This window comes from uncultured Campylobacter sp., from assembly GCF_938045405.1.
GTDB lineage: Bacteria > Campylobacterota > Campylobacteria > Campylobacterales > Campylobacteraceae > Campylobacter_B.
In genome coordinates this window covers 1-16,218 of sequence record NZ_CALIMW010000183.1, presented here as the reverse complement: position 1 = coordinate 16,218, position 16,218 = coordinate 1, and the positions used below count along the sequence as shown (strand labels likewise).

Below are 16,218 nucleotides of genomic sequence, written 5' to 3'. Positions count from 1 at the left end.
CCGTATTTTACGACGATGAAGGCGGCGATCGCCGCTACGCGCTCGATCTGCTCGATAAAGGACGATTCCGCGCTTGAAGTTAAAACGCTACAGGAGTATCTAAGCGGCAAGTAGCGCGAGCAGGCCTCCACCGGCACCGTGCCGCAATGAAATTTTAGGAAGCGAAATTTTGCTGCGAAAATTAGAGTATGGAATTGCTAAATTTTATCGGCAGCATTCCCATTTTATATGCATAAAATTTTTTTAGGAGATACTATTAAATGAGCGAAGAGACGCAGCGCAAGGCTTTGCAAAACCAAATTTGGAGTATTGCAAATGAAGTAAGAGGTGCTGTTGACGGCTGGGACTTTAAGCAATACGTCCTGGGCACGTTGTTTTACAGATTTATTAGCGAAAATTTTACGGATTATATAGAGGGCGACGACGGTGATTTTGACTACGCAAGCTTGCCCGACGATTCGCCGGAGCTTGAAGCGATCAAGCACGATACTATTGTTACGAAGGGATATTTTATATACCCTAGTCAGTTATTTAAAAACGTCGTAAAAAATGCCGACGATAACGCAAATTTAAATACCGATTTAGATCAAATTTTTAAAAGTATCGAAGGTTCGGCATCCGGGTATGAGTCAGAGCAGGACATAAAGGGGCTTTTTGCCGATTTTGATACTACTAGCAACCGTTTAGGAAATAGTGTTACAGAGAAAAACAGGCGACTCGCAGCGGTTTTAAAAGGCGTGGCCGAGCTTGATTTTGGCGATTTTAAGAACAACCATATCGATCTTTTTGGCGACGCATACGAGTTTCTTATCTCGAACTATGCCGCGAATGCAGGCAAATCCGGCGGCGAGTTTTTCACTCCGCAAAATGTCTCAAAGCTCATCGCCGCACTTGCCATGCACGAACAAGAGCGCGTAAATAAAATTTACGATCCAGCATGCGGTTCTGGTTCACTACTTTTGCAGGCTAAAAAACGTTTTGACAAACATGAGGTCGAGGATGGATTTTTTGGCCAGGAGATAAATCACACGACATACAACCTGGCGCGTATGAATATGTTTTTACACAACGTTAATTACTCTAAATTTCACATAGAGCTCGGCGATACGCTACTAGATCCAAAGCTTAGCGACGATAGGCCTTTTGACGCTATCGTTTCAAATCCTCCTTACTCCATCAACTGGATCGGTAGCGACGATCCGACGCTCATAAACGATCCTAGATTTGCTCCTGCGGGCGTTCTTGCGCCAAAAAGCAAGGCGGATTTTGCCTTTATCTTGCACGCACTCAGCTACCTTTCGGCAAAAGGCAGAGCCGCGATAGTTAGTTTCCCGGGCATTTTTTATAGAGGCGGTGTGGAAAAAAAGATCCGCGAATATCTCGTAAAAGAAAATTTTGTCGAGACCGTCATCTCGCTCGCCCCAAATCTTTTTTATGGCACTCCGATAGCTGTTAATATCCTTGTTCTTTCAAAGCATAAAACAGAGACTAAAACGCAGTTTATAGATGCTAGCGGGTTTTTTGAAAAAAGAACAAACAACAACGTCCTAACTGACGAACACATTGCGAAAATAATAGAAATTTTTGGTAAAAAAGAAGATATCGCCCATGTATGCGCACTCGCAGATAATGAAAAAATAGTCCAAAACGATTACAATCTAGCCGTAAGCTCTTATGTCGAGGCAAAAGATACACGCGAGGTTATTAATATAGACGAGTTAAATTTACAAATAAAACAAACAGTAGCCAAAATTTCAAATTTGCGCGAACAAATCGACGAAATCGTTGCGGAAATAAATTCGGGCAGCGAAATATGAAAGCTATTATTTACACGACAAGCGATGGCAAGTCAAGATTTTCTTTGCAAAAATTTGATGAACAGCTTTGGCTGACGCAACTTGAAATCGCGGAACTTTACCAGACGACCAAACAAAATATTAGCAAGCATATAAAGGCTATTTTTTTAGAAAATGAGATAGATGAAAAAGCAACTGTCAACTTTCAGTTGACAGTTCAAAATGAAGGCGGGCGCAATATAAAGCGTAAAATGGCTTATTATCCTTTGCCTTTGATTATAGCCGTAGGTTACCGCGTGCGTTCATCTCGCGGTACGCAGTTTCGTCAGTGGGCGACGCAATGCTTAGGAGAATATATAAAAAAGGGTTTTGCGCTTGACGACGAACGCTTAAAAGGCACGGGCGGCGGCGATTATTTCAAAGAGTTGCTTGAACGCATTCGCGATATCCGTAGTAGCGAAAAAGCGATGTATCGCCAAGTACTCGACCTTTACGCCACTAGCTACGACTACGATCCAAAAAGCGACGAGAGTATTAAATTTTTTAAAATAGTTCAAAACAAGCTTCATTACGCCGTTAGCGAGCAAACCGCCTCCGAGATTATTTTTAGTAGAGTAAACGGAGATAAAGAATTTATGGGGCTTACAAATTTTAAAGGCCAAATGCCGACGCTAAACGAGGCTAAAACGGCGAAAAATTACCTAAGCGAGGATGAACTTTTTAGATTAAATCGCTTGGTTTCGGCGTTTTTCGATCTTGCCGAGGTGAAGGCGCACGAGCGCGAGCCGATGTATATGAGAGACTGGATAAGCGAGCTGGATAAATTTAGCGTAACTTACGGCAAAGGCGTTTTGCAAAATGCTGGCTCGGTAAGTCATAGCGAGGCTATGAAAAAAGTTGACACCGAATATGCAAAATACCGACAAAACAACCTAACTCCGGTCGAGAAAGAATATATAAACGCCGTCAAAAGTATAAATTTAAAGCTAAAAGACAAAGGCAAGAAATGAGTAAAATTTTTGATTTGATAAACGAGCTTTGTCCGCAAGGGGTGGAGTTTAGGGAGCTTGGAGAGATTGGTTATTTTTATGGTGGTTTAAACGGAAAAACAAAAGATGATTTTGTAAAACACGGTAACGTAAAATATATAACCTATATGAATGTTTTTTCAAATTTAAGTATAGATTTGAATGCGCTTGAATTTGTAAAAATAGAAAATAATGAAAGGCAAAATTTAGTTGCTTACGGCGATGTTTTATTTACAGGCTCGTCTGAAACTAGAAACGAATGTGGATTTTCATCTGTTCTTACTAAAAAACCAGAAGAACCAATTTATTTAAATAGTTTTTGCTTTGGCTTTCGTTTAAATGATTTAAGTTTATTTGAACCAGAATTTCTAAAATATATTTTTAGAAGTAAATTTTTGAGAGCACAAATTATTAAGACGGCCAATGGAGTAACTCGTTTTAATATTTCAAAAACAAAATTTCAAAAAATCAAACTCCCCGTACCTCCTCTGGAAGTACAGCGTGAAATAGTCCGCATTTTGGACTGTTTCACGCTGCTTACAGCAGAGCTTACAGCAGAGCTTACAGCAGAGCTTACAGCTAGGAAAAAGCAATACGAATTTTATCGCGACTTCCTTTTAAGCTTTGACGAGCTCAATAAAAATGGGGGGTATGAACTAAAAACACTTAGGAGCATTGCAGACTACTCGAGCGATAGAATTAAATTTGACTCTTTAAATGAGCTAAATTACGTCGGCGTGGAAAATTTGCTTCAAAATAAAGCAGGGAAAGTATCGTCAAAATACGTTCCGGCGAGCGGAAACTGTACTAAGTTTGAAAGCGGTGATATTTTGATAGGCAATATTCGTCCTTATTTAAAGAAAATTTGGCAAGCTGACTGCACTGGTGGAGCAAGTGGCGACGTTTTGGTTTTGCGTTTAAACGACGAAAGCGTCAATTCTAGATATTTGTATCAAATTTTGGCTGATGATAAATTTTTCGATTATAATATGAAAAATGCAAAAGGCGCAAAAATGCCACGAGGAAATAAGAATGCTATTTTGGAATATAAAATCCCTGTTCCATCACTACCAACCCAGCGCAAAATCGTCGAAATACTCGACAAATTTGACACGCTCGTAAACTCTATAGCCGAGGGTCTACCGTGCGAGATAGAGTTAAGGCAAAAGCAGTATGAGTATTACAGAGAAAAGCTATTAAATTTTACAGAAATTGAAAAGGAGATATAGTAGTGTTTGCTGGTACTCTTAACGAAATAGCAAATAAGCTTAAAAATTTGAATAAAAAAGCACAATTAATTTATGCTTTTAACGGTACGGGTAAGACTCGTTTATCTGTAGAATTTAAAAATTTAATAGAATCAGGAGCCGATGAAAACAGTGACTCTGACCAAAAGAAAATTATTTATTATAATGCTTTTACGCAGGATTTATTTTATTGGGATAACGATATAGAAAATGATGTCGAGCCAAAATTAAAAATACAACCGAATTCTTTTACTAGCTGGGTATTTCAAGAACAAGGATTGGATAAAGAGGTTATTGATACTTTTCAGCTTTATGTAGGTAAAAAGCTTGAACCTAGATTCGATGCAAATTTTTCAGAAGTTTCTTTTTCTTTTATAGATGACAATGCCTCCGAAGATAATATTAAAATTTCAAAAGGAGAAGAAAGTATTTTTATTTGGAGTATTTTTTATGTATTAATAAGGCAAGTAATAAATGAATTAAATATAGCGGAACCAGATAATCGATCAACTCACGAATTTGATGATCTAAAATATATTTTTATAGACGATCCAGTTAGTTCGCTGGACGAGAACAATCTAATAGAAATAGCTGTGAATTTAGCTGAGAGAATAAAGGGGAGCGAATCTGATATAAAATTTATCATTACTACGCATAATCCCCTATTTTATAATGTTTTGCACAATGGACTAAATGCCTATAAATTTGTTTTAAAAAATAATGAAGACGGGGTGTATATTTTAGAAGAACAAGAAAACGATTCGCCCTTTGCTTATCATCTGTATTTAAAAGCCGAGATAGAAAAAGCCATTGAGAGCAATCAAATCAAGAAGTACCATTTTAATTTTCTAAGAAATATTTTGGAAAAGACTTCTACTTTTCTTGGTTATAAAAGCTGGGGCGATCTCTTGCCGAATACTCCAGGCGGAGATTCAAAACCGTATGAAACAAGACTGATTAATATTTCAAGTCATTCTAAACATTCTGCCGAAGAGAGTGTTGAGCCAAACGATAACGACAAAAGAGTATTAGGATTTTTAATTCAGGAAATTAGCTCAATATACCATTTTAAATAAGAAACTAACAAAGGAAGAAAATGACCGAAATCAAGCCGATAGCCGAGAGTAAAAATTTCATAGTCCTGGACGTTTATGAAAAAATCATCCAGCCGTCAACCTACCAAAGCGAAGCGGATATGGAGCGCGAGCTGATAAACGATCTAGTTGCACAAGGCTACGAATATGCAAAAGAAATAAACTCTCCTGCAAAGCTGTTAGAAAATTTAAAACAGCGACTGGAAAGCCTAAACGAGGCTAAATTTACGTCATCTGAATGGACTAGGTTTCTTAGCGAATATCTCGACGCGCCAAACGACGGAGTGAATGAAAAGACTCGCAAAATCCAAGACAATCACATTTATGATTTTGTTTTTGATGATGGGCATATACAAAATATCTACCTTCTCGATAAGAAAAATATCGCGCGAAATAGCGTGCAAGTCGTTAATCAATTCGAGCAAACGGGATCGTTTGTCAATAGATACGACGTTACTATTTTGATTAACGGATTACCGCTCGTGCAAATCGAACTAAAAAAGCGCGGCGTGGCGATAAGAGAAGCGTTCAATCAAATCCACCGCTATGCCAAAGAGAGCTTTAATACGTCAAATTCGCTATTTAAATACCTGCAAATTTTTGTTATCTCAAACGGCACGGATACGCGTTACTTTGCAAATACCACAAAACGCGACAAGAGTAGTTTCGATTTTACTATCAACTGGGCGGATTCTAAAAATTTGCCAATTAAGGATATAAAGGACTTTACTGCGACTTTTCTAGCAAAAAATACGCTTTTAAGCATACTGACAAAATACTGCGTATTTGACGCGAGCGATACGCTGCTAATCATGCGTCCGTATCAGATCGCAGCAACCGAACGTATATTGTGGAAGATAAATAGCTCGCATCTTAGTAAATGCTATGCAAAGCCGGAGGGCGGCGGCTATATCTGGCATACGACAGGATCGGGCAAAACGCTAACTAGCTTTAAGGCGGCAAGGCTCGCTACTCAGCTTGATTTTATAGATAAGGTCTTTTTCGTAGTAGATCGTAAGGATCTAGACTATCAGACGATGAAAGAGTATCAAAAATTTCAAAAAGATAGCGTAAACGGCTCAAATAGCTGCGCCGAACTAAAACGAAATACGGAAAAAGAGGACGGTAAAATAATCGTAACGACCATACAAAAGCTAAATAATCTGATGAAAAGCGAAAGCGAGCTGGCTGTATATCAAAAGGAGGTCGTTTTTATATTTGACGAGTGCCACCGCTCGCAGTTTGGCGAGGCACAGAAAAATTTAAAGAAAAAATTTAAGAGATTTTTCCAGTTCGGTTTTACGGGTACGCCGATATTTCCGCAAAATGCGCTAGGAGCGGAGACGACGCAAAGCGTATTTGGAAGCGAGCTTCACTCGTATATATTAACCGATGCCGTAAGGGATGAAAAAGTGCTTAAATTTAAGGTTGATTATAACGACGTAAGGCCTAAATTTAGAGAATTTGAGACCGAAAAAGATGAGCTAAAACTAAGCGCTGCGGAGAGTAAAGAGGCATTTTTGCACCCTGATCGTATAAAAGAGATTTCGCAGTATATCCTGGATCGTTTTAGGCAAAAAACGCACCGACTAAACGCAAGCGGTAAAGGCTTTAACGCTATGTTTGCAGTAAGCTCTATCGAAGCCGCGAAGCTATACTACGAGGCGTTTAAAAATTTACAAAAAGATAAAGAGCGACCGCTAAAAGTAGCAACGATTTTTTCATTTTCGCAAAACGAGGAGCAGGGTGTTATAGGTGAGATAGCAGACGAAAATTTTGAGCCAGAGACGATGGATATGAGCTCAAAAGAATTTCTAAATGTGGCGATAAAAGATTATAACGCCTATTTTAGGACGAATTTTAGCATCGAGGGCAGGTCGTTTCAGGACTATTACCGCGACTTGAGTGAACGCATGAAAAAGCAAGAAGTCGATTTGCTCTTGGTTGTGGGCATGTTTTTAACAGGGTTCGACGCACCTACGTTAAATACGCTATTCGTAGATAAAAATTTACGTTATCACGGGCTTATGCAGGCTTTTTCACGTACGAATAGAATCCTAGACGCCACTAAGACCTTTGGCAATATCGTGACTTTTAGAGACTTGCAGCAAGCTACGATCGATGCCATCACGCTTTTTGGTAAAAACAGTACCAAAAACGTAATTTTGGAAAAAAGCTATAAGGAATATATGCAGGGCTTTACCGATGCTGCTACCGGCGAGGCCAGACGAGGATTTCTAGAAGTTACGAGCGAGCTTGAGGCGCGCTTCTCAGATCCTAACGCAATAGAAACGCAAAAGGATAAAAAGGATTTTGTTAAGCTTTTTGGCGAGTATCTTCGCGTAGAAAATGCTCTGCAAAACTATGACGAATTTGCGGCGCTGCAGGCTCTGCAAGGGGTAAATTTGAATGATGAGAATGCCGTGCGCGAATTTAAAGAAAAATTTTATCTAAGCGAAGAGGATTTGCAGGAGATGCAAAGCATAAAAGTGCCTAGCGTGCGAGCGCTCCAAGACTACCGCTCTACCTATAACGATATAAGAGACTGGCTAAGAAAAGAAAGAGCGGGCGAACGCAAAGAGGCGCAAAAGATGGACTGGGACGACGTGGTCTTTGAGATTGACCTACTCAAGTCGCAGGAGATAAATTTAGACTATATTTTGGGGTTAATATTTGAGCACAATAAAAAGATTAAAGATAAGATCGCGCTTACCGAAGAGATCCGCAGGATCATCCGCGCCAGCCTGGAAAATCGCTCAAAAGAGGGGCTGATAGTGGACTTTATAAATAATACCGATTTGGACGAGTTAAAAGATAGAGCTGGCGTTGTTGAGGCGTTTTTTAAATTTGCAAAAGGCGAGATGTCACACGAAGCAAAAGAGTTGATCGAATCGTTAAATTTAAATGAAAATGCCGCAAAAAGATATATTAGCGCATCGTTAAAACGCGGATACGCCAGCGAAAGCGGAACTGATTTAAACGAAATTTTACCTAAAATGAGTCCGCTAAATCCGAAGTATCTGAGCGTGAAGCAAAATGTTTTTGAGAAAATCGCTTTTTTTGTGGATAAATTTAAGGAGGTTAGTGTCGAGGTTTGAGATGTGACTTAATTTGGATGTGTTATTTTGTACTATAAGCGATGCAAATGGGCGTTTTATGCGTTTAGATTATATTTTTACAGACGAAAATTATTAGAAAAATTGTTGTTGAGTTAAAATATGTTGCATTAAAAACAAAGAAGTATAATTTGTGTCAATATGATGTAGATTCGTATAAATTTTAAAATTTAGCTCCTCGCCGTCATATTCGTCGCTCCAAACGGCGACGAGTTTAAAGGCCGTATCGATGTGGGAGCAAAATTTGCTTGCGCCGAAGTTCACGGCGCTTATGCCGCTACTTCTAGGATCGCTTTTAAGTTCGGTAAAATTTTTGATCGTTATCACCACGAAGCCTTTAAATTTTATCAAAATTTTACGCGCGAGCGGATAAGCTGCACGCTTGCCCTTGCGCTATCGGCATTATTAAATTCTATAAAATTTAATGCGCGGCATCGGATTTTAAAATTTACTGCCTTTTTTGCACTTTAACTTTCGGAGCGGTTTTTGCGCCTTGCGCTTTTGCCTGTGGGCGCTCGATAATGCGGATATTGGCATTTGAGCGGAGCCTGTCGTTGAACTCGGTGACCGCCTTTTTGCGCTCGGAGGTTACGTAGCCTTCGATCGCCTTTTCTTGCACGCTGTCAAAATCAAGCGTACGAAGCCCCTTTTTGTCGTTTACGTAAAACATCTCGTAGCCGTTGCGCGTAGGGATTATCGGCGAAAATTTGCCCTGTTCGACGTTCGTGACGATATATTTGAGTCCCTCGTCCATTTGATTGGCCTTGAGGGTGCCCTTCATCACATACACGTCGCTTGGGCGGAGCTTCGGATTTGCGCGGATCTTATCGAGCGGAGCTTGTGATTTTGCGATATAGCGGGTGAGCGTGATGCTATCGAAGGTTGTAAACAAAGAGCTATTTTGCGTGTAGAATTTTTTGACATTTTCGGGGGTCGTGCGGTGCTGTACGTCTGCGAATATCGAGCCATAGAGCTTTTCTTCAAGCAGTGTACGGCGGATATTTGCTTTAAAGTCATCGTAGTTTATACCTTGCTTTTGCACGGCGGTTTTGAGCTGGTCTAAGCTAAGCTTATTTTGATCGGCGATCGCTTTGAGTCTCGCGTCGATCTCCGCGTCATTTACCGCGATGCCGCGGCGTTTAATCTCGGATTGTTGCAGCTTTTGCCCGATTAAAATTTCCATCGCGGCTTGCGGCGAAGCACCCGTTAGTTTTTGAACTTTGGCTAGTTCGTAGCCGGTGATCGGCTCATTATCTACCACGGCGATGACGCCGTTTACTACTTCGGCATTTGCACAAACAGCACAGATCATTGCGGAAAAAAGCAGTTTCTTTATCATTTTTAACCTTTATTTAGTCTTTTTGCTTTATAATTACAAGATCGCGATTATAACATTAAATGGTAATTTTTGCAAAGGAATTTTATGATAGTAACTCGTTTTGCGCCGAGTCCTACGGGATATTTACATATCGGCGGACTTAGAACGGCGCTTTTTAGTTATCTTTACGCTAGAGCAAACGGCGGCAAATTCCTGCTGCGCATCGAGGACACTGATCTGAAGCGCAATTCGCAGGAGGCTGCTAAGGCGATCGAGGAAGCTTTTAAGTGGTGCAATCTAGACTATGACGGGCAGATCGTGTATCAAAGCTCGCGCTTTGATCTTTACAAACAATACGTCCAAAAGCTGCTAGATGAGGGCAAGGCATACAGATGCTATATGAGTAAGGACGAGCTGGATGAGCTGCGCGCGCAGCAGGAAGCTCGCAAAGAGCGCCCGCGCTACGATAACCGCTACCGCGACTTTACCGGCACGCCGCCTGCGGGTATCGAGCCTGTAATCCGCATCAAATCCCCGCTTAGTGGCACGATAGAATTTAACGACGGCATCAAGGGTGAGATAAAATTTAACGCTGCCGATATTTTGGACGATTTCATCATCGCGCGTTCCGATGGCACGCCTACGTATAACTTCACGGTCGTGATCGACGACGCGCTGATGGGCGTCACGGACGTGATCCGCGGCGACGATCATCTAAGCAACACCCCGAAGCAGATCGTGCTGTATAACGCGCTAGGCTTTAAAATCCCTAAATTTTACCATGTCGCGATGATCAACGGCACCGACGGCAGCAAGCTGAGCAAACGCCACGGCGCTACCGACGTGATGGAGTATAAGCGCATGGGTTATCTGCCGCAAGCTCTGCTAAATTTTTTAGTGCGTCTGGGCTGGAGCCACGGGGATGATGAAATTTTTAGCATGGAGGAGATGAAGCGATACTTTGACCCTAACCATATCAGCAAGAGCGCTAGCACCTTCAACCAAACCAAGCTTGAGTGGCTAAACGCGCATTATATTAAAAACTCGAGCGATGATGAGCTTGCCATGCAGCTTGTGGAATTCGGCGTCGATATACGCTCGCATGCGAAAAAACATCTCATCGCCCAGCAGTACAAACAGCGCGCAAAGACGCTAGTGGAGATGGCCGAGGGCATTAAAATTCTTCTAAACCGCCCGAGTTACTATGACGAGAAGGCGTATAAGAAATTTGTAACCGAAAGTTCGCTAAGCTTACTCGCAAAATTTGCGGATACTCTAAGCGCAAATTTAAATGCAAAGGAGTGCGAGGAAAGGACGATGGAGTTTTTGGACGCAAACGGCGCCAAGCTAAAGGATCTTGCCCAGCCGCTGCGCGTTGCGATCACGGGGGGAAGTGTAAGTCCGTCGATTTTTGAAATTTGTGAAATTTTAGGAAGCGACGAAGTTAAAACGAGAATTTCAAATTTAATCAAAAAAGGATTATAAAATGGCTAAAGTAAACGTTGAAGCAGCTTTGAAGTACCACATAGGCGGCAAAATCGGAACGAATGTAAAAACCCCGTGCGATACGGCGGAGGATTTGGCGCTTGCATATACGCCGGGCGTCGCGGAACCTTGTAAGGTGATCGAAGGTGATCACGAGGCTGCGTTTAAATACACGAATAAGGCCAATCTCGTAGCTGTTATCACTAACGGCACAGCGGTTTTGGGTCTCGGAGATATCGGCGCAATCGCCGGAAAGCCCGTAATGGAGGGCAAGGCGGTTTTGTTCAAAAAATTCGGCGGCGTCGATGCTTTCGATATCGAGATCGACGAAAAAGATCCTAAAAAGATCGTAGAAATTTGCAAAGCGCTTGCGCCTACGTTCGGCGGTATAAATTTAGAGGATATCAAAGCTCCCGAGTGCTTCGAGATCGAGCGCGAGCTACAAAAAGCCGTCGATATCCCCGTCATGCACGACGATCAGCACGGCACCGCGATGATTACGGGCGCAGGGCTAATCAATGCAGCCATTATCAGCGGCAAAAAGATCGAGGATATGAAGATCGTAGTCAGCGGCTCGGGCGCTGCTGGCATAGCGTGTGCAAAGATGTATCAAAATTTAGGCGCTAAACATATTATAATGCTTGACTCCAAAGGGGTGATCCACAAGGGCCGCACCGATCTTACCGAGCAAAAGAAAGAATTTGCCCTAGACACCGCAGATCGCACGCTAGAGGACGCGATGAAGGGCGCGGATATGTTTTTGGGCCTTAGCAAGCCGGGCGTTTTAACCAAAGAGATGGTAAAGACTATGGCGCCACATCCAATCATTTTTGCGCTTGCAAATCCGGTACCGGAAATCTATCCAAGCGAGGTCGAGGAAGTAAGAAACGACGCGATCGTAGGCACCGGCAGAAGCGACTTTGCAAATCAGATCAATAACGTTTTGGGCTTTCCGTATATCTTCCGCGGCGCGCTTGACGTAAGAGCCAAAAAGATTACCGAAAATATGAAAATTGCGGCCGCTCGCGCGATGGCAGATCTTGCTCGCGAAGAGGTTCCTGCGGAAATCCGCAAGATGCTGGGCAAGGATAGCTTAAAATTCGGCAAAGACTACGTGATCCCAAATCCTTTCGATCCGCGCGTATTTGCCGTGATCTCGACGGCGGTTGCAAAAGCTGCGGTAGATGACGGCGTCGCTCGCGTCAAAGGCTTCGACGCTGAGACTTATAAAAAGAGCCTGGAAGCTAAAAAGCTATGATTTTTTGCTCCTGCGCGAGGCGAGATTAAATTTAAGAGGCGTAAATGAAAGATTTGGCTTTACTTACCGATTTTTATCAGCTTAGCATGATGCAGGGCTATTTTTTTACAAAGCCCGATCAGACGGCGGTTTTTGACGTTTTTTATCGCAAAAACCCAAGCGGCGGCGGTTATGCGATATTTTGCGGCTTAAATGAGGTCGTGGATTATATCGAAAATCTCAGATTTAGCGACGATGACATCGCATATCTAAAAAGTCTAAATTTCTTTAAGCCAGAATTCTTGGAATTTCTAAGAGGCTTTAAATTTAGCGGTGAAATTTACGCCATGGACGAGGGGCAGATCGTATTTCCGCACGAGCCACTAATCCGCGTCAAGGCAAATATTATGGAAGCGCAGCTCATCGAGACTGCGATCTTAAATACTATAAATTTCCAAACTCTCATCGCTACGAAAAGCTCGCGTATAAACTTTAGCGCTCAGGGCGATTCGGTGATGGAGTTTGGCTTGCGCCGCGCTCAGGGGCGAAGTGCGGGCATCTACGGCGCAAAGGCTGCGATTATAGGCGGCTGCAGCGCCACGTCAAACGTGCTTGCCGCAAAGAAATTCGGCGTGCCCGCGATCGGCACTCACTCGCACTCGTGGATTCAGAGCTTTGATAGCGAGCTGGAGGCATTTCGCGCTTACGCTAAAATTTATCCAAACAGCGCGCTTCTGCTCGTCGATACCTACGATACTCTCGCAAGCGGCGTGCCAAATGCGATCAAGGTTTTTGAGGAGCTGCGCGCAAGCGGTCATAAGCCGCTTGGAATTCGCATAGATTCAGGCGATCTGGAGTATCTAACCAAGCAGGCGCGTAAGATGCTCGATGCTGCGGGCTTTAATGACGCAAAGATCACTGCGTCGAATGATCTAGACGAATACGCGATCGATCAGCTCAAACTTTTTGACGCCAAAATCGATAGCTGGGGGATCGGCACGAGGCTCATCACCGGCGGAGATAGTTCGAGCCTCGGCGGCGTGTATAAGCTAAGCGGTATCGAAAAAGATGGCGAGATCGTGGCTAAGATCAAAATTTCAAACGATCCGCGCAAGATCAATAACCCGGGCTACAAACAGGTCTTTAGACTCTACGACAAAGATAACGACATGGCGCTTGCCGATCTGATCGCACTTGATGACGAGAGTATAGACGAGAGCGCGCCGCTTGAAATTTTCCATCCGCTTTACACCTACAAGCGTAAAATTTTAACGAATTTCAGCGCGCATAAGCTTTTGCGTCCCGTTTTCAAGGAGGGCAAATTCGTAGGTGTCCGCCGTAGCGTAAGCGAGATCGCGCGTTTTAGCAAGGAGCAGAAGAGTAAATTTTGGCTTGAGCACCTTCGCAACGTCCATCCGCAGAGCTACAAAGTGGATCTCTCTCAAAAGCTTTGGGATATCCGAAAATCACTCATCAATGAGTGCAACCTCAATTTAAAGGAAAAATATGTTTAAAGTTCTATCGTGCGCCGCTTTGGCGTTAGTTTTGCTAGGATGCGGTTCAAACCAGCTCCGCCAATCCCCGGATAGCGCTATGGATAAGCAAGCACAGAGCGAAAAAACCATAACTCAAGAGAACGCAAAGACTTTCTATTTCGTCGATGACAAGGGCAAAAAGCTTTCGCTTAGCTCAAAAGACGATTTCAATACCGCCGTGTTAAAGGACGATAGCGGCAAAAGCTACGATCTCAAGCGCGAGCGCGCCGCCGACGGCATCTATATGGAGAACAAGGACGGAGTGAGCATCCACTTCAAAAAAGGTGAGGGCATAGTGGAGTTTAGCAAATACAAATCCATCCCGATCACCGAGGTCAAATAAGTCCTGAAATTTTTTGGTTAAATTCCGATTTAGCGCCGGAATTTGACCTCTTTTCTGCGCTAAATTCGGAGAAAGTCATGTTATTAGGCAAAATCGATTATCTAAATTTGCTCCCATTTCACGTATTTTTAAAATCCCTTCCGCTGCCGTCTTATGTTAAAAAATCGATAGAATTTAAAAAAGGGGTGCCGAGCAAACTCTGCGCCGATCTTTATTTTAGGCGCATAGACGCCGCGGTAATCTCCAGCATCGAAAGCCGCCGCGCAAAATACCGCAAACTGCCTCTAGGAATCGTCGCAAAGCGCGAAGTGTTAAGCGTGCTCGTGCGCAAAAACTCGGCGCCCAGACTCGATCCCGCGTCAATGAGCTCAAATATGTTAGCTCGCGTGCTGGATCTTAGCGGCGAGGTGCTAATCGGCGATAATGCTCTAAAGGCTCTGCTTTCGCAGGGCAGAGATAAATTCTACGATTTGGGCGAAATTTGGCAGCAGCGCACGGGCTTGCCCTTTGTTTTTGGGCGGCTGTGCTGCGTGAAAAACGATAAGGCTTACGCGCGCCTGGCGACGAAATTTTTACGTTCGCGCATTAAAATTCCAAGATATATCTTGCAAAGCTACACCCTTTCGCGCGGCATAAAAGAGCGCGAAATTTTGAATTATTTGAAATTTATAAGTTACAAAATCGGCGTCCGCGAGGAGCTGGCGCTGAAAAAATTTATCGCTAAAGCCAAAAAATTAAAATTTAATCCGGTTCAAAAGGAGGAACTATGAAATCTTACATCGACGGCTTGCTGCTAAATTTAAAGCGCGCCAATCCCGGTCAGGAGGTATTTATCCAGGCATCGACCGAAATTTTATACTCGCTCATACCGCTTCTAAAGCGCGACGAGCGATACGTGAAAAATAAAATTTTAGAGCGCATTTTAGCGCCCGAGCGCACGATGATGTTTCGCGTCGTCTATATGAGCGACGACGGCGAGTCCTGCGTGCATACGGGATATCGCATAGAGTTCAACTCCGCTCTGGGCCCTTACAAAGGCGGCCTGCGCTTTCATCCGAGCGTAAATTTGGGCGTTTTAAAATTTTTAGGGTTTGAACAAATTTTTAAAAATTCCCTCACAGGCCTTAATATCGGCGGCGCAAAAGGCGGTGCAAATTTCGATCCCAAGGGCAAGAGCGACGGCGAGATTATGAGATTTTGCCAAGCTTTTATGCTTGAGCTTCACCGCCTAATCAGCTCCAATACCGACGTGCCTGCGGGCGACATCGGCGTGGGCGGTCGCGAGATCGGCTATATGTACGGCGCGTATAAAAAGCTCACCCGCAGATTTGACGGCGCGCTTACGGGCAAGGGGCTAAGCTGGGGCGGTAGTCTTGCGCGCACCGAGGCTACGGGCTACGGATCGGTCTATTTTGCAAACGAGATGCTCGCTACCAGAGGTGATTCTCTGCACGGCAAAATTTGCACGATCTCGGGCGCCGGCAACGTCGCGATCTACACCGCCGAAAAGCTCTATCAGATGCAGGCTAAGCCCGTCACCGTGAGCGATTCTACGGGCTTTATCTATGATGCCGAGGGAATCGACGTGGCGCTTCTTAAAAAGCTAAAAGAGCAGCTGCGCGTGGGGCTTTGCGAATATATCAAAGAGCGTCCTAACGCAAAATTTATCCCCGTAAGCGCCTATCCCGCAGGCCGCAACGGCGTGTGGAGCGTGCCGTGCGACGCGGCATTTCCGAGCGCTACGCAAAACGAGCTTAATCTGGACGATGCGCGAACCCTTTACGCCAACGGATGCCGCATGGTTTGCGAGGGCGCGAATATGCCCAGCACGCTCGAGGCGGTCGAGTTTATGCTCGCGCAAAAAGACTTTCTTTTCGGCCCTGCCAAAGCGGCGAATGCTGGCGGCGTAGCTACGAGCGGGCTTGAGATGGCGCAAAACGCGCAGATGGCGTCGTGGAGCTTCGAGGAGGTCGATAGTAAGCTGCGCGAGATCATGCGCCACATATTTCGCACCAGCTA

At 43.7% G+C, this 16,218-nt stretch carries 13 protein-coding genes; 11 read left to right on the top strand and 2 right to left on the bottom strand.

Annotated elements, in window-relative coordinates; translation table 11 throughout:
- The first annotated feature begins 260 nt into the window (after nucleotides 1-260).
- From Q0140_RS07025 to Q0140_RS07005, 5 genes are read left to right on the top strand one after another with little or no spacing between them, the layout of a single operon-like run.
- Nucleotides 261-1,817 carry a type I restriction-modification system subunit M gene (locus Q0140_RS07025; RefSeq protein WP_297963263.1) on the top strand — a complete coding sequence of 519 codons (1,557 nt, stop codon included), beginning with the start codon at nucleotides 261-263 and terminating at the stop codon, nucleotides 1,815-1,817.
- Nucleotides 1,814-2,806: a RhuM family protein gene (gene rhuM, locus Q0140_RS07020; protein WP_297942717.1), complete on the top strand. Its 993-nt coding sequence runs from the start codon at nucleotides 1,814-1,816 to the stop codon at nucleotides 2,804-2,806. Before Q0140_RS07025 ends, rhuM begins: the two co-directional genes overlap by 4 nt.
- On the top strand, nucleotides 2,803-4,053 hold the full coding sequence (locus tag Q0140_RS07015) for a restriction endonuclease subunit S (protein WP_297963260.1): 1,251 nt from the start codon (nucleotides 2,803-2,805) through the stop codon (nucleotides 4,051-4,053). Before rhuM ends, Q0140_RS07015 begins: the two co-directional genes overlap by 4 nt.
- Before the next feature lie 2 nt (nucleotides 4,054-4,055).
- On the top strand, nucleotides 4,056-5,147 hold the full coding sequence (locus Q0140_RS07010; RefSeq protein WP_297963257.1) for an AAA family ATPase: 1,092 nt from the start codon (nucleotides 4,056-4,058) through the stop codon (nucleotides 5,145-5,147).
- 20 nt (nucleotides 5,148-5,167) lie between these two features.
- Nucleotides 5,168-8,263: a type I restriction endonuclease subunit R gene (locus Q0140_RS07005; protein WP_297963254.1), complete on the top strand. Its 3,096-nt coding sequence runs from the start codon at nucleotides 5,168-5,170 to the stop codon at nucleotides 8,261-8,263.
- A gap of 93 nt (nucleotides 8,264-8,356) precedes the next feature.
- Here the strand turns inward: Q0140_RS07005 and Q0140_RS07000 are convergent, their stop codons facing one another.
- Together Q0140_RS07000 and Q0140_RS06995 are read right to left on the bottom strand one after the other, a co-directional pair.
- Nucleotides 8,357-8,608, bottom strand: coding sequence for a hypothetical protein (locus Q0140_RS07000; protein ID WP_297963251.1), 252 nt, complete (start codon nucleotides 8,606-8,608; stop codon nucleotides 8,357-8,359).
- A 121-nt stretch (nucleotides 8,609-8,729) separates the two neighbouring features.
- A complete protein-coding gene (locus tag Q0140_RS06995; protein ID WP_297963248.1) occupies nucleotides 8,730-9,620 on the bottom strand; it encodes a peptidylprolyl isomerase in 891 nt (296 codons plus the stop codon).
- 84 nt (nucleotides 9,621-9,704) lie between these two features.
- Here Q0140_RS06995 and gltX point away from each other — a divergent pair, with 84 nt between their 5' ends.
- The 6 genes from gltX to gdhA form a co-directional block, all read left to right on the top strand.
- On the top strand, nucleotides 9,705-11,084 hold the full coding sequence (gene gltX / locus Q0140_RS06990; protein WP_297963245.1) for a glutamate--tRNA ligase: 1,380 nt from the start codon (nucleotides 9,705-9,707) through the stop codon (nucleotides 11,082-11,084).
- A 1-nt stretch (nucleotide 11,085) separates the two neighbouring features.
- Entirely contained in the window at nucleotides 11,086-12,342 is a 1,257-nt protein-coding gene (locus Q0140_RS06985; RefSeq protein WP_297963242.1) for a malic enzyme-like NAD(P)-binding protein, read from the top strand.
- Nucleotides 12,343-12,386: 44 nt separating this feature from the next.
- A complete protein-coding gene (locus Q0140_RS06980) occupies nucleotides 12,387-13,835 on the top strand; it encodes a nicotinate phosphoribosyltransferase (RefSeq protein WP_297963239.1) in 1,449 nt (482 codons plus the stop codon).
- On the top strand, nucleotides 13,828-14,199 hold the full coding sequence (locus Q0140_RS06975) for a hypothetical protein (RefSeq protein WP_297963236.1): 372 nt from the start codon (nucleotides 13,828-13,830) through the stop codon (nucleotides 14,197-14,199). The genes Q0140_RS06980 and Q0140_RS06975 overlap by 8 nt, the downstream gene beginning before the upstream one ends.
- Before the next feature lie 77 nt (nucleotides 14,200-14,276).
- Nucleotides 14,277-14,969, top strand: a complete 693-nt coding sequence (locus Q0140_RS06970; protein WP_297963233.1) for an MqnA/MqnD/SBP family protein — start codon at nucleotides 14,277-14,279, stop codon at nucleotides 14,967-14,969.
- On the top strand, nucleotides 14,966-16,218 hold a 1,253-nt coding region (gene gdhA / locus Q0140_RS06965; protein WP_297963230.1), incomplete at its 3' end, for an NADP-specific glutamate dehydrogenase. The genes Q0140_RS06970 and gdhA, both read left to right, overlap by 4 nt.